Source organism: Microbulbifer okhotskensis, from assembly GCF_023895975.1.
GTDB classification, from domain to species: domain Bacteria; phylum Pseudomonadota; class Gammaproteobacteria; order Pseudomonadales; family Cellvibrionaceae; genus Microbulbifer; species Microbulbifer okhotskensis.
Window position 1 is genome coordinate 1 of record NZ_JALBWM010000009.1, and the last position, 21,641, is coordinate 21,641.

At 54.4% G+C, this 21,641-nt stretch carries 18 protein-coding genes; 10 read left to right on the plus strand and 8 right to left on the minus strand.

What is annotated here, in order from left to right; all coding sequences use genetic code 11:
* Positions 1–328 precede the first annotated feature (328 nt).
* On the minus strand, positions 329–1,633 hold the full coding sequence (gene tyrS / locus MO867_RS03615) for a tyrosine--tRNA ligase (RefSeq protein ID WP_252464695.1): 1,305 nt from the start codon (positions 1,631–1,633) through the stop codon (positions 329–331).
* Between the two features lie 276 nt (positions 1,634–1,909).
* Here tyrS and MO867_RS03620 point away from each other — a divergent pair, with 276 nt between their 5' ends.
* Positions 1,910–3,289: an OapA family protein gene (locus MO867_RS03620; protein WP_252464697.1), complete on the plus strand. Its 1,380-nt coding sequence runs from the start codon at positions 1,910–1,912 to the stop codon at positions 3,287–3,289.
* A 15-nt stretch (positions 3,290–3,304) separates the two neighbouring features.
* Entirely contained in the window at positions 3,305–4,414 is a 1,110-nt protein-coding gene (locus MO867_RS03625) for an anhydro-N-acetylmuramic acid kinase (RefSeq protein WP_252464699.1), read from the plus strand.
* A gap of 25 nt (positions 4,415–4,439) precedes the next feature.
* On the opposite strand, the gene erpA is transcribed toward MO867_RS03625, so the two are convergent.
* The 4 genes from erpA to argC form a co-directional block, all read right to left on the minus strand.
* Positions 4,440–4,793, minus strand: a complete 354-nt coding sequence (gene erpA / locus MO867_RS03630) for an iron-sulfur cluster insertion protein ErpA (protein WP_252464701.1) — start codon at positions 4,791–4,793, stop codon at positions 4,440–4,442.
* Positions 4,794–4,956: 163 nt separating this feature from the next.
* Positions 4,957–5,400, minus strand: a complete 444-nt coding sequence (locus MO867_RS03635) for a bactofilin family protein (RefSeq protein WP_252464702.1) — start codon at positions 5,398–5,400, stop codon at positions 4,957–4,959.
* Between the two features lie 33 nt (positions 5,401–5,433).
* Positions 5,434–6,177, minus strand: a complete 744-nt coding sequence (locus MO867_RS03640) for a DUF6776 family protein (RefSeq protein ID WP_252464704.1) — start codon at positions 6,175–6,177, stop codon at positions 5,434–5,436.
* A 53-nt stretch (positions 6,178–6,230) separates the two neighbouring features.
* Positions 6,231–7,277 (minus strand): N-acetyl-gamma-glutamyl-phosphate reductase, encoded by a 1,047-nt coding sequence (gene argC, locus MO867_RS03645; protein ID WP_252464705.1) that lies wholly within the window; start codon positions 7,275–7,277, stop codon positions 6,231–6,233.
* A gap of 176 nt (positions 7,278–7,453) precedes the next feature.
* Between argC and MO867_RS03650 the strand changes: the two genes are divergently transcribed.
* The 7 genes from MO867_RS03650 to hemB all read left to right on the plus strand — a co-directional run bounded on the left by MO867_RS03650 (position 7,454) and on the right by hemB (position 15,071).
* Positions 7,454–9,199, plus strand: coding sequence for a chloride channel protein (locus MO867_RS03650; RefSeq protein WP_252464707.1), 1,746 nt, complete (start codon positions 7,454–7,456; stop codon positions 9,197–9,199).
* Between the two features lie 33 nt (positions 9,200–9,232).
* On the plus strand, positions 9,233–9,655 hold the full coding sequence (hemJ, locus tag MO867_RS03655) for a protoporphyrinogen oxidase HemJ (RefSeq protein WP_252464709.1): 423 nt from the start codon (positions 9,233–9,235) through the stop codon (positions 9,653–9,655).
* An 82-nt stretch (positions 9,656–9,737) separates the two neighbouring features.
* Positions 9,738–10,523, plus strand: coding sequence for a bifunctional hydroxymethylpyrimidine kinase/phosphomethylpyrimidine kinase (gene thiD, locus MO867_RS03660; protein ID WP_252464711.1), 786 nt, complete (start codon positions 9,738–9,740; stop codon positions 10,521–10,523).
* Positions 10,524–10,685: 162 nt separating this feature from the next.
* On the plus strand, positions 10,686–11,969 hold the full coding sequence (gene hemL / locus MO867_RS03665) for a glutamate-1-semialdehyde 2,1-aminomutase (protein ID WP_252464713.1): 1,284 nt from the start codon (positions 10,686–10,688) through the stop codon (positions 11,967–11,969).
* A 165-nt stretch (positions 11,970–12,134) separates the two neighbouring features.
* Positions 12,135–13,310: a benzoate/H(+) symporter BenE family transporter gene (locus MO867_RS03670; protein WP_252464715.1), complete on the plus strand. Its 1,176-nt coding sequence runs from the start codon at positions 12,135–12,137 to the stop codon at positions 13,308–13,310.
* 7 nt (positions 13,311–13,317) lie between these two features.
* Positions 13,318–13,944: a GntR family transcriptional regulator gene (locus MO867_RS03675; protein WP_252464717.1), complete on the plus strand. Its 627-nt coding sequence runs from the start codon at positions 13,318–13,320 to the stop codon at positions 13,942–13,944.
* 113 nt (positions 13,945–14,057) lie between these two features.
* Entirely contained in the window at positions 14,058–15,071 is a 1,014-nt protein-coding gene (gene hemB / locus MO867_RS03680) for a porphobilinogen synthase (RefSeq protein ID WP_252464719.1), read from the plus strand.
* Positions 15,072–15,126: 55 nt separating this feature from the next.
* Here hemB and mrcB read toward each other — a convergent pair whose 3' ends face one another.
* Positions 15,127–17,673 carry a penicillin-binding protein 1B gene (gene mrcB / locus MO867_RS03685; protein ID WP_252464720.1) on the minus strand — a complete coding sequence of 849 codons (2,547 nt, stop codon included), beginning with the start codon at positions 17,671–17,673 and terminating at the stop codon, positions 15,127–15,129.
* Positions 17,674–18,055: 382 nt separating this feature from the next.
* On the opposite strand from mrcB, the gene MO867_RS03690 reads away from it, so the two are divergent.
* Entirely contained in the window at positions 18,056–19,054 is a 999-nt protein-coding gene (locus tag MO867_RS03690; RefSeq protein WP_252464722.1) for an adenosine kinase, read from the plus strand.
* 34 nt (positions 19,055–19,088) lie between these two features.
* On the opposite strand, the gene MO867_RS03695 is transcribed toward MO867_RS03690, so the two are convergent.
* Entirely contained in the window at positions 19,089–20,882 is a 1,794-nt protein-coding gene (locus MO867_RS03695; protein WP_252464724.1) for an EAL domain-containing protein, read from the minus strand.
* Between the two features lie 168 nt (positions 20,883–21,050).
* Positions 21,051–21,620: a YajG family lipoprotein gene (locus tag MO867_RS03700; RefSeq protein WP_252464726.1), complete on the minus strand. Its 570-nt coding sequence runs from the start codon at positions 21,618–21,620 to the stop codon at positions 21,051–21,053.
* Positions 21,621–21,641 lie beyond the last annotated feature (21 nt).

Consider the following 21,641-nt stretch of genomic DNA (forward strand, 5'->3'; position numbering starts at 1 on the left):
GATGCGTATTCTACACATCCTAGCTACTTAATCAAGTGATTTTTTGCAGCTTTTTCCGGCGACCCGTGAGGCTCAAGGCCTGCTCCGAATCCCTGCAAGGTCGTTTCCTTCCTTGCTTTGAGTGGCGTGCATTATAGCCGCCTCTCAGTGCTTGGCAAGCTCTTTTTTGAAGTAATTTTCTTAGGAAAATCAATCACTTGGAGCTGCCTTCCCGCTACTGCCTGAGCAGCGAGGAGGCGAACTATACGGACTTCAGGGGGGGGCGGCAAGCACTTTTATGACAAAAGCGTGAAAAAGATTTACCGCTGCAAAGCCGCCTAAAAAACCATCAACCGGGAAGGGTAAATAGGTGGTACTTTTTCTTGCCCAAGCGCACGATAAAGTAGCTGTTACTCATGGCTTTATCACCACTAAACACTGACGCCGGGGCTGCGTTAGCCGCCATGCCAACAGCCTCCCCATTCACCAGTACCGCATTGCGGCCCAGAGCGTCCTTTATTGGCTTACCCGAAGCAGCCATGCCCGCATCCACGAGTAAATTAATCAAACTTTGCCCACCAAAGTCATTCGGGAGAGAAGAAGAGGGCAGCCCATCGAGACGTAACTGCTCAAGATCACCGGCAGACAGGTCGGCAATATCACCCGAAAAAAGCGCACGAGAAATACGCTCTGCCGCTACCAAGCCATCTTCACCGTGAACCAAACGGGTCACCTCACGGGCAAGAATCCCTTGAGCTTCCGGTTTGCCGGCACGCTCGCTGTCCGCAATCTCGATTGCTTCTATCTCAGCAACACTGAGGAAAGTAAAGTAACGCAGGAAGCTATAGACATCAGCATCGGCGGTATTCAACCAAAACTGATAAAAAGCATAGGGGCTGGTGCGCTTGGGATCGAGCCAGATAGTGCCGCTTTCGGTCTTGCCAAACTTGGTGCCATCCGCTTTAGTCACCAGAGGCAGAGTCAAGCCGAATACCTTGCCACGGTGCTGGCGGCGGGTCAGGTCGACGCCACCGGTGATATTGCCCCACTGATCAGAGCCACCGATTTGCAAGGTGCAACTGTGGAGTTTATACAGCTCGGAAAAGTCCATGGACTGCAGCAACATATAGGAGAACTCGGTAAAGGAAATACCCTCGCCTTCACGCTGGATACGCTGTTTTACTGATTCCTTGTTAACCATATTGTTGATTGAAAAATGTTTTCCCACGTCACGCAGGAAGTCGAGCACATTTAAATCGCGTGTCCAGTCTAGGTTGTTAGCAACGACAGCGCTATTTTCGCCGCAATCGAAGCTGATGAATTGGGAAACTTGCCTCTTTAGCTTATCTACCCAACCGGCAACCACATCGGGCGTGTTAAGACTACGCTCCTGAGCCTTGAAAGATGGATCGCCAATCAACCCGGTAGCACCACCGACCAGGGCAATTGGTTTATGTCCTGCCGCTTGAAACCTCTTCAAGGTCAGCAGCGGTACTAAACTGCCAATATGAAGGGAGTCTGCGGTGGGATCAAAGCCACAATAGAGGGTTCGACTCTCCGACAAATGCTGCGTCAGTTCGCCATCACCAGTCGCTTGATTGATTAATCCGCGACGGTCCAAGTCTTCAAGCAGTGTCATGTCGACCCCAGCCATGCTTTCCCCTCATATTCAGGCTTGAAATTAGCGCCGCCGGTCGGCGGCAAAATGCGCTGCAACATTACCGAAGTTTGCGGCAAATACAAGCATACAGCGGCCTTGTATCTGCTCTAAAAAGAATCCACATGAGGAACCAAATGATGCCGGCACTTGTCAATTATCTCGTGAACCAAGGCGGCTTTTTTGCTATAAAGTCTCCTCAATGCCTGTTTTTTAAACACTCATATCCTCACGTGCAAATAACAACGACCGCCGGTACCGTCCGTTAACGTCATGCAAAACCATCGTAAATCGAATTCAAGCCTACGTATTGGTGGCTTACCCAAGCATTTCCCCCGCGTTCATGCCCTGATTGCCGGCACTGCGGCTTTTATGCTCTCACTCGCCATCATTATCCCTACGCCAGAGGTGGCAGCGAAACGAACCCCGCTGCCAGTTAATCTCTCGGCAGTGACAAGCACCGATGAGCCATTACCCACTCCCGCACCAACGTTCACACCAGCAGAGACCCCGCTACTGAATGTCAGCGTTGAGGCGGTGAAATCATTGAGCTTGCAAGTGCGTAATGGCGATACGCTTTCAGATTTATTTCAACGCGCAAAAATTAGCGCCAAAGAAATGTATCAATTACTCGGTAGTGGTAGCGAGGCAAAACAATTAGCACGCCTAGCTCCAGGTGAAGAACTCACCTTCCAGATGAATAACGATGGTCAGCTACAGTCGCTGAAACTGCAGCGCGATCGCCTTAGTCATATCGAGTTTACCCGGACAACTTCAGATCAGTTTGAGCACGCCCTGATACAGCGCGAACCGGACAGCCACCCCGCCTATCGCCAGGCGCAAATCGACAGTTCACTTTTCCTGGCCGGTAGTGACGCCGGTTTAAGTGACAGCCTAATTATGGAGATGGCCGATGTATTCAGCTCCGATATCGATTTTGCCCTGGACATTCGCAAAGATGACCACTTCAGCGTGATGTTCGAAGAACAGTTCCTCGATGGGGAGAAAATTGGTAATGGCCCAATTTTAGCGGTGAGCTTTACCAATCAGGGGAAGACCTTTAGTGCCGTACGCTATGTGGATAACAGTGGAGATGCCAATTACTACACCCCAGAAGGCAAGAGTATGCGCAAGGCGTTTATTCGCACACCTCTGGATATAGTACGTATCAGCTCCCATTTTAACCCGCGACGACTGCACCCCGTTTTCAAATCCCGCCGCCCTCACAACGGAACTGATTATGCGGCGCCACGAGGGACTCCAGTCTATACCACCGGCGACGGCCGGGTGATCGCAGCCGGCTACAGCAAGCCCAACGGAAACTATGTGTTTATCCAGCACGGTGAGCGCTACGTTACCCGCTACCTTCACCTAACTAAGCGCAAGGTTAAGCGGGGGCAGCGAGTCAAGCAGCATCAGGTGATTGGCACCGTTGGCTCAACCGGATACGCTACAGGTCCTCATTTGCACTATGAGTTTCTGGTGGATGGAAGACATCGCAATCCTGCCACTATTGTGCGCAAGCTGCCCAAAGCCAAATCTGTGCCAGCTTCAGAAATGATCCGCTTTAAAAATCAGACACAGCCATTGCTGGCAAAGCTGGAAAACTTCCAGGGTCCGGCACTGGCTCAACTGGACGAAGATAACCCTTAAAAAGCGCCAACGAATATGCCCGATCTGTTTATCGGCCTGATGTCCGGCACCAGCGTTGACTCCATCGACGCAGTGCTGGTTGATTTTGGTGATGAAGAAAAAATAACGCCCCACATCCTGGCCGCACTTGCCCATCCCATTCACGCTCGTCTGCGCGAGTCCATTCTGGGGCTGTGTGCCCCCGGCCCCTCAGAGTTGGACCGCGCCGGCCAGCTCGATCGGCAACTCGGACAGATTTTTGCTGAAGCCACCAATACGCTCTTGGCACGAGCTGGCGTTAAGGGCGACTCGATCACGGCTATCGGCAGCCACGGCCAGACCGTACGCCACCGCCCGCCTGGCACTGTAACTTCACCCTTTACTCTTCAGCTCGGCGACCCAAATACTATCTCGGCACTCACCGGGATCTGCACTGTCGCGGACTTCCGCCGACGCGATATCGCTCTCGGAGGCCAAGGTGCACCTTTAATGCCGGCATTCCACCAAGCCGCCTTTAGAACTGATAGAAGTCGTGCCGTTGTGAATATTGGCGGAATGGCCAACATCACGGAGCTGACGGCAAGTGGGCAGGTTTATGGCTATGACACAGGGCCTGGTAATGCACTGCTGGATTACTGGGTAGACCTACATAGAAACCAACCCTATGACCGGGACGGCGCTTGGGGCGCAAGTGGCCGCGCCATCCCAGAATTGCTCAATCGCTTGCTGTCAGCCCCCTACTTCGCCGCCGAACCTCCCAAAAGCACCGGACGCGAGACTTTCAATCCTAGCTGGCTGGAACAGGCTTGTATCGGCCTGGAACTGGCCCCAGCCGATGTCCAGGCCACTCTGGCAGAGGTAACTGCTGCCAGCATCGCTGAGGCAGTGCGTGCATTTGCCGATGGTGGAGAATTGTTGACCTGTGGCGGAGGGGCAAAGAATAAGGATTTGATCGCGCGTCTACAGCGCCGCTTACCCACCTGGTCAATTACTGACACTGGCACCTATGGTATTGATGCAGACTGGCTTGAAGCGGTTGGGTTTGCGTGGCTGGCCCGCCAGACATTGCGGGGGCTGCCAGGGAACTGTCCAGGAGTTACCGGTGCGCAGAAGGAGGCCGTTTTAGGCGCTATTTACCCGCCCTGACAAAGTCGAGCGGGTCGTGAACTATTCAGATAGAAAATGAGGATCCGCAGCCACAGGTAGCAGAAGCATTGGGATTCTGTACGACAAAGCGCGAACCGGAAAGCCCCTCTTCATAGTCCACATTGGCGCCGGCCAGATAAGGGTAACTCATGGCGTCTACCAGAACCTGAATGCCGTCTTTTTCTATCACGGCATCGTCCTCAGCGACCAACTCGTCAAAGGTAAAACCGTATTGGAAGCCAGAGCAGCCACCCCCGGTAACAAATACTCTGAGCTTCAACTCCGAGTTTCCCTCCTCTTCCAACAGGCTTTTTACCTTGGCCACAGCCTTGTCAGTTACCACCAGGGGCGCGGGAGAAAAGGATACAGCTTCTGACATAAGTTTCTCTCAACTCATCGGGACGTTCACAACTCGGATAAAAGTTATACAAAGCGCAGCCCCTGGGGGCATCATCTTGCTTAAACCCAGCAAATCAGTCAAGTATTAACCAGCAGATCAACGGCCGAGCAAAGTGTCGATAGGCCGCTGCAGCACCTCTCGGCTAAGAAGCCTCGATCACGGTTTCATCTTCGGAATAACCAATCATATGGGGCTCACCGGTACTGCTCAAATCAACACTAGAAACAAGTGCCCCATTCACCTGCGCACCTTTAAGCATCTCGATCAGTTTATAGTGTACATTGCCTTCGACCATTGCCTTGGCGGCAAGCTCCAAATGGCGTGCTGAGTAGACATCTCCTTTCACGTGGCCATTGATCACTACCTGGGGCACGCGAATCTCGCCTTCGATAATACCGCCATCGACAATTTGCAAGCGCGCATCGCTATCGCTATGAGCGGAAACATTACCGCGCACTTTACCCTCAACCACTAAATTGCCGCGAAAGTGGATATCTCCGGTAATTTCTGTTTGCCGAGCGATCAGTGTCGTGTGGTTACTACCGGTATTGGCCATAGTTATCTGTTTCTCTTTTTTTCTTAACATAATCCCCAAAACCTCGTGCCTTTGGCACCTATGTTAGCTTTCCTGTACCAACCAACCGTAACGCTGCTCAATATTGAAGCCTTTGCGCTCAGAAGATTTAAGAGACAGCTCCACACCTTCAGGCACAAAGCCCTCCGGTAAGCGCAGCTCGCCTTCGATATTCTGAAAATATTTGAAACGCAGTAGTATCGATTCACTATCCACCTGCTCTGAAAGGTCCCTCAATGGGTAGCTTTTCGGCTCTCCTCCCTCGCGGCCGACTACCGTAAATGTGGCCGAACCCTTTACAACATTGCGACGTGCAGCCGACTGCTGTACCTGCAATTTGTATTGATAATTCCGTGGATCTGCAGTCTGCGAAAGAATAAAACGCCCGATTGATACGCCTTCGCCATCATCGGCCGGAGCCATAACACCGCGGTAAAAAGAGATTTCTTGTTTTAACTCTGCAATTTGGCTTTCTTTTTGTACCAGCTCAGCACGTACCGACTCGCTCGCTTGCTCGCCGATCGTCAGTGATTGCTCCGCAGTGGCCACACGCACGCGCAGAGATTCATTTTCGCTCTCCAGCCCCGTGAGACGATCAAGCACTCGGGTGTACTCTAGCGTTTTTTTATCGAGATTTTGGCGCAACTGATACTGCCCGGCAAAATAAGAACCTGCTGAAGCGGCCAATACCAAAAAAGCGACCCCCACTACGGCAATAACGCCAGAGAAGGGTCGGTGGGGCACCACTTTCATGCGGTACTGCTTGCTGTTTTTAACTTTGAGCACCATGAAATCTGCTAAGTATTATCCGGGATTTATCGATTGTCGGGAATATCCCGATTCTAAGGCAGCAATGCCAGGCTATCCAGGCCCAACGTCTCAGTTAAGCCAAACATAATATTCATATTCTGGATTGCCTGAGCCGAGGCACCTTTGGCAAGATTATCAATAGCCGACAAAACCAGCACCGTATCCCGCTCTTGAGGTTGCATTACCGAAATGCGACACATGTTGGTGCCTCTCACCGTGCGGGTCTGTGGATGGCAGCCCGCCGGCATAACGTCTACGAACGGTTCATTTTTATAGCGCTCTTCAAAGACCTGCTGCAGCTCTCTAGCATCTAACTGTCCAACTGCGCGGGCAAACAAAGTGGCGTGAATACCACGAATCATAGGCAGTAAGTGAGGTACAAAAGTAACTTGCGCCGGGCTGGAAGCCCGTGGCTGTACTTGGCGCAGCCCCTGCTCAATCTCCGGCAAGTGACGGTGGCCTGCGGCAGAATAGGCACGGAAGTTGTCACTATTTTCAGCCATAATCAAATCGGTCTTACCCTGTCGCCCGGCACCGCTAATACCGCTCGCGGCACTGGCAATCAGCTCAGCAGGCTGCACGATTCCTTTTTCCAGCAAGGGTACCCAGCCAAGCTGGATCGCTGTAGGGTAACAACCGGGACAAGCGATCAACTGCGCCGTTACAATTTGCTCTCGGTTAACTTCGGGCAAGCCATAGACGGCTAGCTCTGCCAACTCGGGCGCCGTATGGGCTTGACCGTACCACTGCTCCCAGGAGGAGATATCCTTAAGACGAAAATCGGCGGACAAATCGATAACCCGTACACCGCGCTTGATCAGCTCCGGTACTTGAGCCTGGGCAACCCCGTGAGGTGTGGCAAAAAATACAACGTCACAGGCTGCCAATTGGTCAATCTCAGGAGTACAGAAAGACAGTTGCGAATGACCACGCAGACTGGGGAAAAGCTCGGCAACAGGAGTGCCATTCAATGATCGAGAAGTGATAGCGGTTAATTCCGCCTGCGGGTGTGTCGATAGGAGTCGAAGTAACTCCACTCCTGTATAACCGGTACCTCCAACAATCGCTACTTTTATCATCTTACTAAAATCTCCGCTAAATCCGCCAACTGAGACGATAATCGTAAAGCCAAACAGGCACTCTACCACAAGCCCCAGTATTTTAAGGATGTGCGGTGTCACAGCGCCCCGGTAAATCACTAAAAAGGCCTCTTGCGCGATGTTTACCCAGGTCAGGTAGCCTGGAGCATATACGCTTGCAACTATCCTCCAAGGACGCTCTGGCGCCGTTGGTAGGAATGGCCCTGCTCACCGGAGCTCTCGCCGGAGGCGTCACCGTGCTTTTTCGCCTGGTGATGGAATGGCCCACAAACCTGTTTTTATCGATCCCGCAAAATTATGAGTCGCTTCCTCCCCACTGGCGCTTTGCACTGCCGGTCATCGGTTCTTTAATTGTTGGCAGTATTTATCTATTAATCAGTCCAAACCGCTACAACGTCGGAGTAGTTCACGTTCTCGATCGGCTTTACAACCACCAGGGACAGATGCCGATGCAAAATGCCTTGTTACAATTTTTCGCCGGCGCCGTGGTATTAATCAGTGGCCACTCGATGGGAAGGGAAGGTCCCGCAGTACATCTCGGCGCTGCCAGTGGCAGCTGGCTAGCGAAAGCCTTGCGGTTGCCCAATAATTCTGCCCGCAGCTTGCTAGGCTGCGGCGTTGCTGCGGCGATCGCCGCCTCTTTTAATACTCCTTTAGCTGGCGTTGTGTTTGCCATGGAAGTCGTTATGTTGGAGTATTCAGTCGCGGGCTTTTTGCCAGTGATACTCGCCGCAGTTACCGGCAGCACCATCACTCAGCTGACGTTCGGCAGCCAGCCAGATTTTAATGTCCCCGCCATCCAGCTCAACTCTCTCGCTGAACTACCCCTACTTCTCGTTTGCGCATTGATAATCGGGGCGCTCGCAGGGTTATTTATTCGATCCCAGCGCATTTTAATACCGCAACAACGCCGATCGCCGTTACTTCGCTTTCTGCTCGTGGGTCTTGTAACGGGTACCCTCGGTATCTGGGTGCCGGAAATTCTGGGCGCCGGTTATGACACCTTGCAGATCGCTATGCTGGGTGAGCTGGGGGTAGCTGCCCTCATTGTTATTGTCGCAGCAAAATTGGTGGCAACCGCCCTGGGGGCCGGTCTCGGCATTCCCGGTGGCGTTATCGGCCCCAGTTTGATTATTGGCGCCTGTATCGGGGGTATCGCTGGCGGGTTGGCAAACGCATGGTTAGGTGCACACACCGCCAGTCCGGGTTTTTACGCAATGGTTGGGATGGCGGCAATGATGGCCGCCATGCTCAACGCGCCGCTCGCAGCGCTACTCGCCATACTGGAACTCACTTATAACCCGCATATTCTATTTCCAGGAATGATGATGATAGTGGTCGCTACATTGGTGAGCCGACAACTGTTTTCCACCATTGGCCTCTACCAAGAAACTCTGCGAGCGCTAAATAAAGCCGGTATGCCAAGCTGGCGACAACAAGTGTTAAGCAGCGTCGGGGTTGCCAGTGAGATGGACCAGCGCTTTGTCATCTCCCCGCGTGAAATTACCCGAACTGCGGCAACAGAACTCATTAGCCATCACCCCCAGTGGGTGCTGATTGACCTGCCGGAAGACCCCGCCCCTCAACTACTGCGCGCTGCAGATCTGGCAACCTTTCTTCAAGGCGGGGCCAAAGAGGTCATCGACAGCGAGAGCCAGGTTTCACCCACAGGAGAAAAAATTGAGGACCCGGGAACAACTATTGATCTGCTGAGAATACCGGGGGAACGCAAACAGCTGGCGTCTTTAAGTTGGCGCGCCACAATGTTGGAGGCTTCACAAAAACTGGAAAAAAGCGGAGCCGACGGCCTGTACATCTGCCGCCATCAGAGTGGTTCTCTGGACAATCGCACGGCGGGTATTATTCTGCCGCTACAAATTAACAATTTTTATCGGAAGTAGTTTTCTTCCAATTTCCTTTTAAGGGGGTCTCCGATGCTGTGGGTTAAGGCTTTTCACATTATTGCTATGGTCTGCTGGTTTGCTGCACTGTTTTATCTGCCGAGATTGTTTGTCTACCATGTCGATGCCACCGATGCCGTCAGCCGCGACCGCTTTTGTATCATGGAGCGGCGCCTCTATCGCGGTATCGCCATTCCTTCAATGCTCGCTACCATTGTGCTGGGTATTTGGCTGTACAGTGCGAATCCCAGCTACTACACCTCCGCCGGCTGGATGCACGCTAAGCTTACCTTTGTTGTTCTGCTTCTCGGTTTTCACCATATCTGTGGTGCCTATGTCCGTAAGTTTGCCCAGGGGGCCGTTACACGAAGCCGCCGCTACTTCCTAATATTTAATGAGTTTCCTGCGGTTGCACTTGTCGCCATCGTTATTCTGGTCATCGTAAAACCCTTTTAATTTGGCGCTTATTCATTCCTTGCCCGAGGCGTACAGCAACTAGAATTAGGCGCACAGCTATTGGCCGTCATGTAGATCACTTATGGATACACCTCAGCCCGTTATTCTGACCGTTACACACCACGACCCCAGCGGCAGTGCCGGAATTGCCGCAGATACTGAGACAGCGGTCAGTCTCGGCTGCCATGCGGCGTCGGCGGTTTCCTCCATCAGCGTGTGCAACACCGGCGAGCTGTTGGGGGTAGCGCCCGTGGATGACAGCCTCCTGATCGAACAGACCCGCGCTGTTTTGGAGGATATGCCGATAGCCGCAATCAAGGTCGGCTACCTGGGTTCGGTGGAAAATGTACGGGCGCTGCATAGCGTTCTTCACGACTACCCGGATATTCCCGTAGTGATCGACCCGGATGCAACCCTGGCCGATAAGGACAGTGTGCTTGCCCCCCCCCTATGGGAGGCAATGGTGTCACTGCTTCTGCCGCACGCCACTATGGTCTGTCCCAACCGGCGTGAAGCCCGTGCCATGGCGGTGGAGGCCGATGTACTCGATGCCATGGCCCAGGAAATTCTGGAATCCGGCTGTCGCTACCTGTTGCTAACCGGGGTACCCCAGGGGCAACAGATGCAAAACCGGCTTTATGATGAACGCGGCCTAGTGCGCGAATTCAAGTGGGAAAGGCTTCAGCCTGCCGCCTACGGAGTCTGCGGTACTCTCGCCACCGCTATCGCCTGTCACATTGCCCACGGCCTGACCATTATTGAAGCGGTCACCCGCAGCCAACAGTATGCCTGGAGTGCCATTAAGGACAGCCGTCGCCTAGGAATGGGCAGGCCCATTCCCAATCGGCTTTTCTGGTGCGAGCGCTGATCTAACATCCCCCTAGCCTTTAAACCTCACCGGTCCCCCACCGGAGGGGGACCAGCTGGTCACACTATCTGTGGCCGACTGTCGCTCATCTATACATTGTCCTCAGGCGCCACCACCGCGATAATGGCCCCAGGCCCTTTATGCAATACCTGAAAGAAGTTTATGAGTAAGTCCGAGCAGCTCTTCGCAGAAGCACAACAGTTTATCCCTGGTGGGGTTAACTCACCCGTCCGCGCTTTCCGCGCCGTAGGCGGAACTCCACTGTTTATACAGCGTGCAGAGGGTGCTTACCTCTACGACGCAGATGGCAAACGCTACATCGATTATGTGCAGTCCTGGGGCCCAATGGTTCTCGGCCACGCACACCCCGAAGTAATCGAGGCGGTCGTAGAGCAGGCCCAGTCCGGTCTCAGCTTTGGTGCACCGACCGAACTGGAAACCGAGTTGGCAGAAGAATTATGCCGCCTGTGGCCAAATATGGATTTGGTGCGCTTCGTCAATTCCGGAACCGAAGCCACCATGAGCGCTATCCGCCTGGCGCGCGGCTTCACAGGACGCGACAAGATTGTCAAATTTGAGGGCTGCTATCACGGCCATTCCGACTCATTACTGGTGAAAGCAGGTTCCGGCGCACTGACTATGGGCGTGCCCTCTTCTCCCGGCGTGCCCGCCGCGCTGGCAGATCACACCATCACATTGAGTTACAACGATGCCGATGGCGTGCGCAGCTGCTTCGAAGAACTTGGCGGTCAGATCGCCTGCATCATCGTCGAGCCGGTTGCCGGCAATATGAACTGTATCCCCCCGGTCGCAGGGTTTCTGGAGACCCTGCGTGAGGTGTGTGACCAGCACGGCGCCCTGCTCATTCTGGACGAGGTGATGACGGGCTTTCGTGTGAGTCTCACCGGCGCCCAGGGCTTTTTTGATATTGAGGCCGACTTAACCACCCTCGGCAAGGTAATCGGCGGCGGAATGCCAGTCGGAGCTTTCGGCGGCAAGCGTGAAATTATGGAGCAAATTGCTCCTTTGGGACCGGTCTATCAGGCCGGCACCCTGTCCGGTAACCCGGTGGCCATGGTGGCCGGCCTTGAAACCCTACGCCTGGTACAGGAAAGCGGTTTTTATGAGCCCCTAATCACTAAAACAGAGCGGCTGGTTGAAGGCATATTGGCTGCAGGCAAAGCTGCGGGGATTCCCATTACGGCTAACAAGGCCGGCAGCATGTTTGGCTTCTTCTTCACCGAGGAGCCCCAAGTGACCAACTACCAGCAGGTGATGGATTGTAGCAACGAGCGCTTTAATCAGTTCTTCCACGGTATGCTCGAAGAAGGTGTTTACCTAGCTCCTGCATCCTACGAAGCTGGATTTATGTCTGCGGCCCACTCCGATGAAGATATCGAAGCCACTATTGCTGCCGCAGAGCGTGTCTTCATCCGTATAGACTAACCCCTCTCCAAAGCACCCGCTATCTTGCGGGTGCTTTCCCTGACCGATGCTCAGCGCCTCAGCCAAGTACCGATTTGCTCTTCAGCAGCTCGCTTTGTCGCATTGATATTGAACAGTTCAATTGAGTACCGTAAAAATGTATACAAAATATATTAGGTATACATTTTGAGAAGAATACCACTCTCTGATACCAGCCTCTCGACCATCAGCGCCGGATTTATTGCTGTGTTAGTCGGTGTTGCCAGCTCTGCCGCCATTGTATTTGAAGCCGCAAAGGCTGCCGGTGCCGATCAGGCGATGATCGCCTCCTGGCTCGGAGCTCTGGGTTTGGGCATCGGGCTCACTTGTATCACCTTTTCCTGGTACTACCGAGCTCCCGTCATCACCGCTTGGTCAACACCCGGTGCGGCACTGTTGGTCACGAGCCTCAGCGGAGTTTCTACCGCTGAAGCCATCGGTGCGTTCTTTTTCTGTGCCCTGCTGACTTTAGTGGTTGGCCTTTCCGGCGCCTTTGAGCGAATAACCAAGATGGTGCCTGCACCCATCGCCTGTGCGATGCTCGCGGGGATATTGCTGCAGTTCGGTCTGTCCATATTTACTTCGTTGCAAGCTCAACCGCTATTGATAGGGGTCATGCTACTAACCTATGTGATTGGGCGCCGCTGGGCGCCGCGATACGTCATCCTCCTGGTATTACTAGCCGGAGTGGCAACCTGCTGGAAACTACAGCTGATCGCCTTCGAACAGGTCCGCTGGCAGGCTGCCCACCCCGTGTGGGTTACGCCGGAGTTTCGCTTTTCCACACTGATCGGCGTGGGACTCCCTCTGTTTATCGTTACCATGACTTCCCAGAACCTGCCCGGTGCGGCGGCCCTAGCCGCCAGTGGCTACGGACGAGTACCTATTTCGCCGGTGATCAGTGGTACTGGTCTGGCATCACTGCTACTGACGCCATTTGGCGGTTTTGCAGTGAATTTGGCCGCCATCACCGCAGCTATCTGTACCGGCCCCGAGGCACACCCTAATCCCGAAAAGCGCTACACAGCGGGTATTGCCGCCGGCTTCTTTTATCTGATGATGGGCTTGTGTGGCGCCAGTGTGGTGACTCTTTTCAACGCCTTTCCACAAGCGATGATCGCGGGCCTTGCAGGGTTGGCCCTAGTCGGCGTCATCGGCTCTAGCTTAGCGGGTGCCACAACAGACGCGGACAGTCGTGAAGCCGCGATCATTACCTTTCTTGTGAGCGGTTCCGGAGCGACCATTTTTGGGGTTAGCTCCGCCTTTTGGGGACTTTTGGCCGGACTGCTGTGCCACTGGTTTTTTAAGCGCAAGGATTCATAATAATCCAATGGGTTTATATGAAAAAATCAAAATAGACTTGCAGCGCGGACGCTTCCGTCCCGGCGAGGTTCTCAAGCAAGCAAACCTGGCGGAGCTCTATGCAGTGAGTCGTATACCGGTGCGAGACGCGCTGCAAAGGCTTCAGAGTGAAGGCTGGCTGACCCCACACGGAAAGCGCGGAGTGGCCGTGCCGTTGTTTGACCCTCTCGAAGTGGAAGACCTCTACTTAATGCGCATGCGCATTGAGCCACTACTGCAAACCCTGGCACTGAATAAACTCAACGGTGAAATACTCGGCCGGGCGCGGGATATCCTCGATACCCTGGAACAGGACCCTGGCCTCTCTGCAGTCCAGATCGGTGCTTTGAACTGGCAGTTTCACGCCTGTATCTATCGAGCCGCCGGACGCCCCACCCTGTTTGCTGCCGTGGAACAGCTGCACCGGCAATGTGGACGCTATATCGGCTACCAATCCGGCAAACTAGGTTACCAGAACACGAGCCAAAGCGAGCACCACCACCTCCTGGACAGTCTGCAGGCCGGCCGTGGTGAGGAAGCGGCAATCCAGCTCAGGGACCATATTGAAGGCGCGGGCAAACAATTGGTGAATTACCTGCGCACCTTGTCGGAATAAGACCGTTCAGGCCCGTAACCCAGGGCCACTACGTACGTCACGTTTGATATGATGGCCGCCAGTGCGGTCGCGGGATTAGCGCGGCCCTTTTTCAAAGCCGGAGTGAATTCCCTATGAGTCAAAGTCTCGGCCGCGGCGCCTATCCCAATACCCGCTTGCGCCGTCTGCGCGCCCAGGATTTTTCCCGCCGCCTAGTACGCGAAACCCAGCTCAGCTGCGATGACCTGATACTGCCTCTGTTCGTTATTGAAGGCCGTAACGAGACCCACAAAATTGCTTCGATGCCCGGCGTGGAGAGGCTGAGTGTCGACCTATTATCTCAAAAGGCCAAAAAGGTTAGGGAGCTTGGAATACCCGCCGTCGCTCTGTTCCCAGTAGTGGACCCATCGGCAAAGTCAGATTGTGCTAGCGCCGCCCACGACCCCAATGGATTGGGGCAGAGAGCTGTACGAGCACTTAAGGATGCCGTGCCGGAATTGGGGGTAATCACTGACGTGGCTCTGGACCCTTTCACCAGTCATGGGCAAGACGGCCTGATGGACCACCAAGGCTACATCGTCAACGATGAAACAGTGGATGTACTGGTACAACAAGCCCTTTCTCACGCTGCCGCAGGTGCTGATATGGTGGCCCCGTCGGACATGATGGATGGCCGTATCGGCGCTATCCGCAACGCCCTAGAAAGCGCAGGTCACAGCAACACCCTGATTATGTCCTACGCCGCCAAGTACGCCTCCGCCTACTATGGCCCCTTCCGCGATGCGGTGGGCTCAGCCGGTAACCTCAAGGGTGGCTGTAAGGCCAGCTACCAAATGGATCCCGCCAATGCCGACGAGGCGCTACACGAATGTGCCCTGGATCTGCAGGAAGGCGCAGATATGGTGATGGTAAAACCCGGTATGCCTTACCTGGATATAGTGCGCCGGGTCAAAGATGAACTGCGTGTACCCACCTTTGCCTACCAGGTCAGTGGCGAGTACGCCATGCACTGCGCCGCCTTCGAAAATGGCTGGCTGCAGCGGGAAGCGGTAATTCTGGAGTCGTTACTTGCATTCAAACGTGCTGGCGCCGATGGCATTTTGACCTACTTTGCGGAAGAGGCCGCGCAGCTGCTGCACCGCCGCTGAACCCAGTCCCTTCGCCTGAATAAGCCGGGAGCCACTATCCCTATTGGCCCCGGCTCTAGGGCCACTGATCTTCCAAATCGGGCCCAACCGGTTGAACCGCTTCGATGGTGACGCCACCGCGCTGGAACTCAATGGGCTCCTCCTCGGTTCCCGGCGCGGAGCGGTGCTCGTCATCGTCATCTCCACGCATCTGCTCCTGGAGTTGGCGACGGCGTTCATTATTGAGCTGCTGCTCACTGGGATCGACGCCCCACCCCGGACTCATCTGCTCTCTCGGGGCAGCTCCTTCACGCTCGCCGCCAAACAGGTTGCGGAACCAGCGCCAGCGATTTTGTCCCTGGCATTCTGGTGCCGGTTTAAGGCGGGTTTCATAGGAAAAGGGGATCTCGTAGCCACCGCGACAATAGTCTGGGTCCATATACTGGCCACGCGCATTGACGAATTTGAACTCCACACCGCGGGGCGCCTCTACCGGCCCGTGCTGATGCGGCAGCTTGCGCATAATCTCTGTCCAGATGGGGAGCGCACCAGTTGAACCAGTCAGTCTGGTACGCTCGTTATCATCGCGCCCCAGCCATACCACCGCGGTGACTTCCGGCGAAAAACCGGCAAACCAGCTATCACGATTCTTGTTGGTGGTTCCGGTCTTACCCGCAAAAGCAATACTGCTGGGCAAGCGTTTGGCGGAACGGCGCCCGGTGCCCTCACGCATCGCCTGCTCTAGGCCCCAGCGGAGTAAATAGGCCGGAACCGGATCTACACCACGATTTGCACGGCGGCGGAAGTGTTGTACCCGTCCACCCTGCCCATCGGAGACAGCCAGTAAAGTTCGCGGTTGTACCGTTTCACCACCGTTGGCGATTGTCTGATACATACCGGCCACCTCAAACGGGGTCATCTCTACTGCACCGAGCAGCATCGCCGGCACACGTGGCAACTTCGTTTGCACTCCCAGGCGACGAATGGTCTGGCGCACTTCCTGCAGCCCCAGGTCCAAGCCCAAATGCGCGGTCGCCAGGTTGTAAGATTTGGCCAGGGCAATGTAGAGAGGTACCTGCCCGTGCGCACGCTTATCGAAATTCTGTGGCATCCATACGTCGCCATCCGCCTCTTCGATACGCACTGGGGCATCATCAATCAAAGTGGCAAGGTTGTATTCCTCGGGCCGCTCCAGTGCAGTGAGATAGATCGCCGGTTTGATGAGAGAGCCCACCTGGCGCCGGGCTTCCAAAGCGCGGTTGAAGCCCGGATAGTCAGGATTGCGGTCGCCGACCATAGCCAGCACATTGCCGCTGCGGTTATCTAAGAGTACCGTGGCGGCCTGCAGAGAGTTGGCCGTGATGCTACGGTCTTTCTCCAACTGGCTGACACCTTTACTGATAGACTCCTCCGCCAATTTTTGCACCGACGGTGCCAGGGTGGTGTAAATTCTCAGCCCCGAGGTACGCAGCTCCTCGTAGGAATAGTAGGGCCGTAATTCAGCCAACAACCGCTCGGTAAACGCGGGATAAGGGTTCTGCGCGCCCACACCGCCTTTAACCACCCCCAGTGGCTTGGCGGAATAGTTCTGGAACTCCTCTTGGTTGATCAAGCCCTGCTCCAACATCACCTCCAGCACCGTATTGCGCCGCTGCAAAGCCCTCTTGGGATTGCGCCAGGGATTGTAATAAGATGCACCTTTAGCCAGTCCAACCAACAGAGCTACCTGGTGCGCCTCCAATGTATCCAGGGGTTGTTGGAAGTAGAACTCTGAAGCCAAGCCAAAGCCATAAATACCGCGAGCGCCCTGCTGCCCCAGCCACACCTCATTGATGTACTCTTGCAGGATATAGCCCTTGTCGTAGTGCACTTCCATTAGCACTGCCATCAGCGCTTCATTGAGCTTGCGCTGCAAGGTGGGCTTGTGGTCAAAGAAAATATTTTTTACCAGCTGCTGAGTAATTGTTGAGCCGCCCTGTACCAGGCGCCCGGCCTTCACATTAGCTACCATAGCTCGAGCAATTCCGCGCGGGGAGACACCGAAGTGGTTGAGAAAATCCTGGTCTTCTACTGCGATCAGGGTATTAGCTACCAGCGGCGGAATCTTGTCGAAGTTGACCGGATTGCGGTCATCCCCCCCCCCCAGCAAGGTGCCGATATTGGCCGCATCCAGACGGAACTCTGCCAGACTGCGGCCATTACTGTCGCGCAGATTACTGATTTCATCGTTGCGCAAGCGAAAAGAAACCGCTGCCGCAGGTTGGCGACCATTGGCATGGATAAAGTCGCGGCGCCAAACTTTATAAGTCATCCCCTCCTGCACCCAAGATCCAGGTTCACCGAGAGTGTCCTGTTTACGGTAATTCAGGGCCGCAAATTCGGAAGCAAGTTCGGCCGGGTGCATGACCATTCCCTCGCGCAGCACCAGAGGGCGAGCATAAACACGGGCGGGAAGCTGGTATTGGCGGCTGTCCAGCCGCTCGCGCAACTGCACATCCAGATAGGCCATATATGCTGCCAGTGCTAACGTCCCTATCAGGGCAAGTAGCACCAGCAACTTGAGCCAGCGGTATCGTCTTTTGGGCTTTGACGCTTTGACGCGCCGGCGTTTCGTTGATGCCATATGAGAATTCGTTCCCACTGCCAACTCAGTACATCAGGCGACTCTCGAAAGCTCATTAAGCCCACAGAGAGTCGAGGCAGGAGACCAGCAGGTGACAGCTCCGCTGGTATCTTGCTGCAGGCACCTGTTGGTGCCAGTGGACACGCCTAAAAAGCGCTCCAAAGTCCAGGTCTGGCAGTATCTATCACCTGGCTGATAACGTGAAGGTGCTATTTACACCTGTGCGTCGATTGACCACAGTATGTACCCATAAGTTCACCAAGATGGAACAAGCGCCTTTGTTGTTGATCCGCTCTGAGAGTCAAACCCTGCGCCTTGCACTCGGCAAAATCACGTCCATAATGCGGCGGATATGTAGACAATAACCCCCAATAGGAAAGCTATGCATCAATACGACCTCTACGGCATAGGTGCCGCTCTGCTCGATACAGAAATCGAAGTGTCGGACCGGGACTTGGATGCCCTCAGTGTAGAAAAGGGGATTATGACACTGGTAGACGATGCCCGGCAGCAACAGCTGGTAGACGACCTAGAAAACCATTTGGTCACCGCCAAATTGGCCTGTGGTGGGTCCGGTGCCAACACCGTTATTGCGGCGAGCTATTTCGGGTTGAATACCTTCTATTCCTGCAAAGTTGCCGCCGATGATAACGGCGACTTCTACCGCGACAATCTACACAGTGCCGGTGTCGACTACCCAGCCACCTTGAAACAAGCCGACAAGGGTACCACCGGGAAGTGCCTGGTGCTGATTACCCCAGATGCCGAGCGCAGCATGAACACCTACTTAGGGATTAGTGAGCAGCTGTCCGTTTCAGAGCTGGACAGCGAAGCACTTGCCGCATCAAAGTGGGTATATATCGAAGGCTATCTGGTCTCCTCTGAAACCGGGCGCGCGGCAGCGGTCAAGCTGCGGGAAGAGGCCCGAAATCACGGAGTCAGAACCGCCCTGAGTCTCTCAGACCCTGCGATGGTGCAGTTTTTCGGTGAAGGGCTGCGTGAGATGATTGGTGGCGGCGTCGACATGCTGTTTTGCAACCGTGATGAGGCGCTAGGCTTCACCAACACAGATTCTATCGATGCCGCCGCAGAAGCTTTGCGCGATTACTGCCATAGCTTTGCCATCACCCTGGGTGCCGAGGGCGCCCTACTATGGGATGGCAATGAAATCCGGCGAATTGCCAGCCCTGAAGTACGCGCCATCGACACCAACGGTGCCGGCGACATGTTTGCCGGGGCCTTCCTCTATGGTATCAACCGGGATATGAATTTTATTGAAGCGGGCGAACTCGCATGCCGCGCTGCGGCCCAGGTAGTCAGTCAATACGGACCCCGACTCCAGGCCGAGCAACACTCAGAGTTACTCATTCCTGTTACCTAATTCGCTGCCCTTGAAACAGGTTTCGTTCCGGAGGTTAGCGTTTAGGGCCTCTGGAGCGATGAAGCCGGCCGGGATAGTCGTCCAGCTCAGGCAGTTCAGTGGCGGCGGCAATGCCAAACCCCTGTGCGTAGTCCACTCCCATAAAGCTCAATTTTTCCATTAATTCCGGGCTTTCCACATACTCGGCGATGGTGCTGATACCCATGCGCTTGGCCAAGTGGTCAATCGTACTGACCATGGCGCTATCGATTTCGTCATCCAGCATATTGCGAACGAAGCTGCCATCAATTTTGAGAAAATCCACCGGCAGCTGACGTAAATAAGCCAAGGAGGAAACTCCGCGGCCAAAATCATCCAGGGCAAAACTACAGCCCGCCGCTCTCAGCTTGTGAATGAAAATAAGCGCCCGCTCCAGATTATTGATTGCACTAGTTTCAGTAATCTCAAATTGCACCCGCGACGGTGTTACCCCAGCATCGGTTAGTGCCTGCAGGACAAAACCGGCAAAGGTGTCATCTCCCAGGCTGATACCAGAAATATTAATCGCGTAGTTAATACCTCCAATCCCCTGGCGCTGCTCCAGGGCCATATAGTCGAATACACGGCGAATCACCCAGCGATCCACTTCCTCGATCAGCCCATAGCGCTCCGCTGCCGGCAGGAACAAGCCCGGTGAAATTACCCCTCCGTCCCGACCGCGCATCCGCACCAGAATTTCATAGTGGTGAACACTGCGATCCCCCTTCAGGGAGATCACCGGCTGGCGGTAGAGCATCAAGCGATCTTCTCGCAGAGCCGCATGAATTTCAGCTACCCAGGTGGTCTCTCGACGCTTCTCTAATACCCTACGAGAATCTCCGAACAGCTTGACGCGATTTCTGCCCTGCTCGCGGGCGCTACAACAGGCATCATTGGCTGACGCTAGCAGCTGGCTGGCACTGGGGGTAAAGTGATCTACACCCACCACACCGATGGATACGGCCACACGATTGTCGTTACCCTCCCAGCTAAAACTGAAATTCTGCACCGAGTCGCGTAGCCTTGCCACCACTCGCCCGCCCTCTTCCAGAGTGCAGTCGCGCAACAAAATGGCAAATTCATCGCTGCCTACCCGGGCAAAAAGGTCCGCACTGGACAAGCCGAGTTGCAACAGTTCCACCAACTGCACTAATAGCTGATCCCCAGCGACAAAACCGAGTGTGTCATTGATCACTTTGAACTGGTAAACATCCAGATAGAGGAGTACATGGTGCTGGCGCTTGTCGACACAGAGGCTGAGTTGATTCTGCAACTCACTTTCAAAAAACTGCCGATTAGGCAATCGGGTAAGGGCATCGTGACTGCTCTGCCACATAAGGCGGGTGGAAACTCGGCGCGCTGCAGAGGTATCTCTCAGTACCAGTACATAGCTTTTGAGCACACCCAGCTCCCACAAAGCCATAACCTGAACCGTTACCTCGAGCGGTGCCTGATTCCCACCGGAGCGCTCGATATAGGCATTAAACTCCCGTGTTCTCGGCACATCGCCCAGATCACCAGTCAGTGGCTGTATCGGCTGAACCGGGTCTCCCTGACTGTTACAAAGCTTCAAACCCTCACTGAGTGGCTGGCCCGGCAGCAGTCCGACCAGATCTCCTGTCATCTCATTAACCAGGGGATTGGTGTATACAACGGTACCGCCGGCATCAGTGACAATAACACCATCGGCAATTTCGCCCAGGGCGGCCTCAGCGGCTTGCAGACTAATCTGCTCACAAGGTCGAAGTCCCTCTTCCAACTGAGTTAAGGGACCCAGGTAATGTGCGGAGTCGGGATCAAATAGCGTCACGCGCTGACCTCCTCAGCCGCGGCCAAGGCCCTCACGCCGCAACAGGAAGTTTCTATTAACTGCCCATAGCCAAGACCAGTTAACCATTTCATCACCCAAGATCGCCGATTTTATTCAATTATCTGGCCTCCCAGCCGGCTTTTCCCTGCAAAGGTATAAACTGCACATTCACAGATTGGTACGCAAGAAATTTTTCAACTTCTGATCTTCAAATACTCGCTGCAGAGTTGCGCTTAGCAGTCCATTCACCCGGCTTTGCACTTCCTCACGGCTGGGTTTGACCAGGTTGCGATCTTTTCCTGAGGTGCTGTAGGTACCGAAATAGGTACGGGGGCCAATCTTCACCTCCAGATTAATTTCCGCAGAAGTATCAATCTGAGTGGTATAAAACGTATTTGGACTGTTATAAGTCAGCTTTACCAGCTTTGCGACCACGTCTACTTGCGGGGCGCCATCGGACATGCGAAACGACCAGTTTGAAAACCCCTGGCGCAACCCGGCAGCAATCGCCTCACCGGCATCATTCCCAATCGTTACCTGTGCTGTATCGGCATAGACCCCACCCAGGGAGCCCAAGCCGCCGCCCGGCAGCTCATTGACTCCGCTAATACTCATGCTGTACCCCTCACCTATAGCTTCGGGCGCTACCTGAACTTGTGGCTGCAACCAAATTTGCAGCGGACTATGCGCACAGGCAGCAAGTACCAGCGTTCCTACAAGTATCAACAATTTTTTCATTTTCCATTCCCCCTTACTTCA

Bases quoted from the DNA above. Each gene is read 5' to 3' on its own strand.
- hemB (WP_252464719.1), top strand. From the start codon at position 14,058: ATGAGTCAAAGTCTCGGCCGCGGCGCCTATCCCAATACCCGCTTGCGC.
- MO867_RS03625 (WP_252464699.1), top strand. From the start codon at position 3,305: ATGCCCGATCTGTTTATCGGCCTGATGTCCGGCACCAGCGTTGACTCC.
- tyrS (WP_252464695.1), bottom strand. From the start codon at position 1,633: ATGGCTGGGGTCGACATGACACTGCTTGAAGACTTGGACCGTCGCGGA.
- hemL (WP_252464713.1), top strand. From the start codon at position 10,686: ATGAGTAAGTCCGAGCAGCTCTTCGCAGAAGCACAACAGTTTATCCCT.
- thiD (WP_252464711.1), top strand. From the start codon at position 9,738: ATGGATACACCTCAGCCCGTTATTCTGACCGTTACACACCACGACCCC.
- hemJ (WP_252464709.1), top strand. From the start codon at position 9,233: ATGCTGTGGGTTAAGGCTTTTCACATTATTGCTATGGTCTGCTGGTTT.
- MO867_RS03640 (WP_252464704.1), bottom strand. From the start codon at position 6,177: ATGGTGCTCAAAGTTAAAAACAGCAAGCAGTACCGCATGAAAGTGGTG.
- erpA (WP_252464701.1), bottom strand. From the start codon at position 4,793: ATGTCAGAAGCTGTATCCTTTTCTCCCGCGCCCCTGGTGGTAACTGAC.
- MO867_RS03690 (WP_252464722.1), top strand. From the start codon at position 18,056: ATGCATCAATACGACCTCTACGGCATAGGTGCCGCTCTGCTCGATACA.
- MO867_RS03700 (WP_252464726.1), bottom strand. From the start codon at position 21,620: ATGAAAAAATTGTTGATACTTGTAGGAACGCTGGTACTTGCTGCCTGT.
- MO867_RS03635 (WP_252464702.1), bottom strand. From the start codon at position 5,400: ATGTTAAGAAAAAAAGAGAAACAGATAACTATGGCCAATACCGGTAGT.
- mrcB (WP_252464720.1), bottom strand. From the start codon at position 17,673: ATGGCATCAACGAAACGCCGGCGCGTCAAAGCGTCAAAGCCCAAAAGA.
- MO867_RS03620 (WP_252464697.1), top strand. From the start codon at position 1,910: ATGCAAAACCATCGTAAATCGAATTCAAGCCTACGTATTGGTGGCTTA.
- MO867_RS03675 (WP_252464717.1), top strand. From the start codon at position 13,318: ATGGGTTTATATGAAAAAATCAAAATAGACTTGCAGCGCGGACGCTTC.
- argC (WP_252464705.1), bottom strand. From the start codon at position 7,277: ATGATAAAAGTAGCGATTGTTGGAGGTACCGGTTATACAGGAGTGGAG.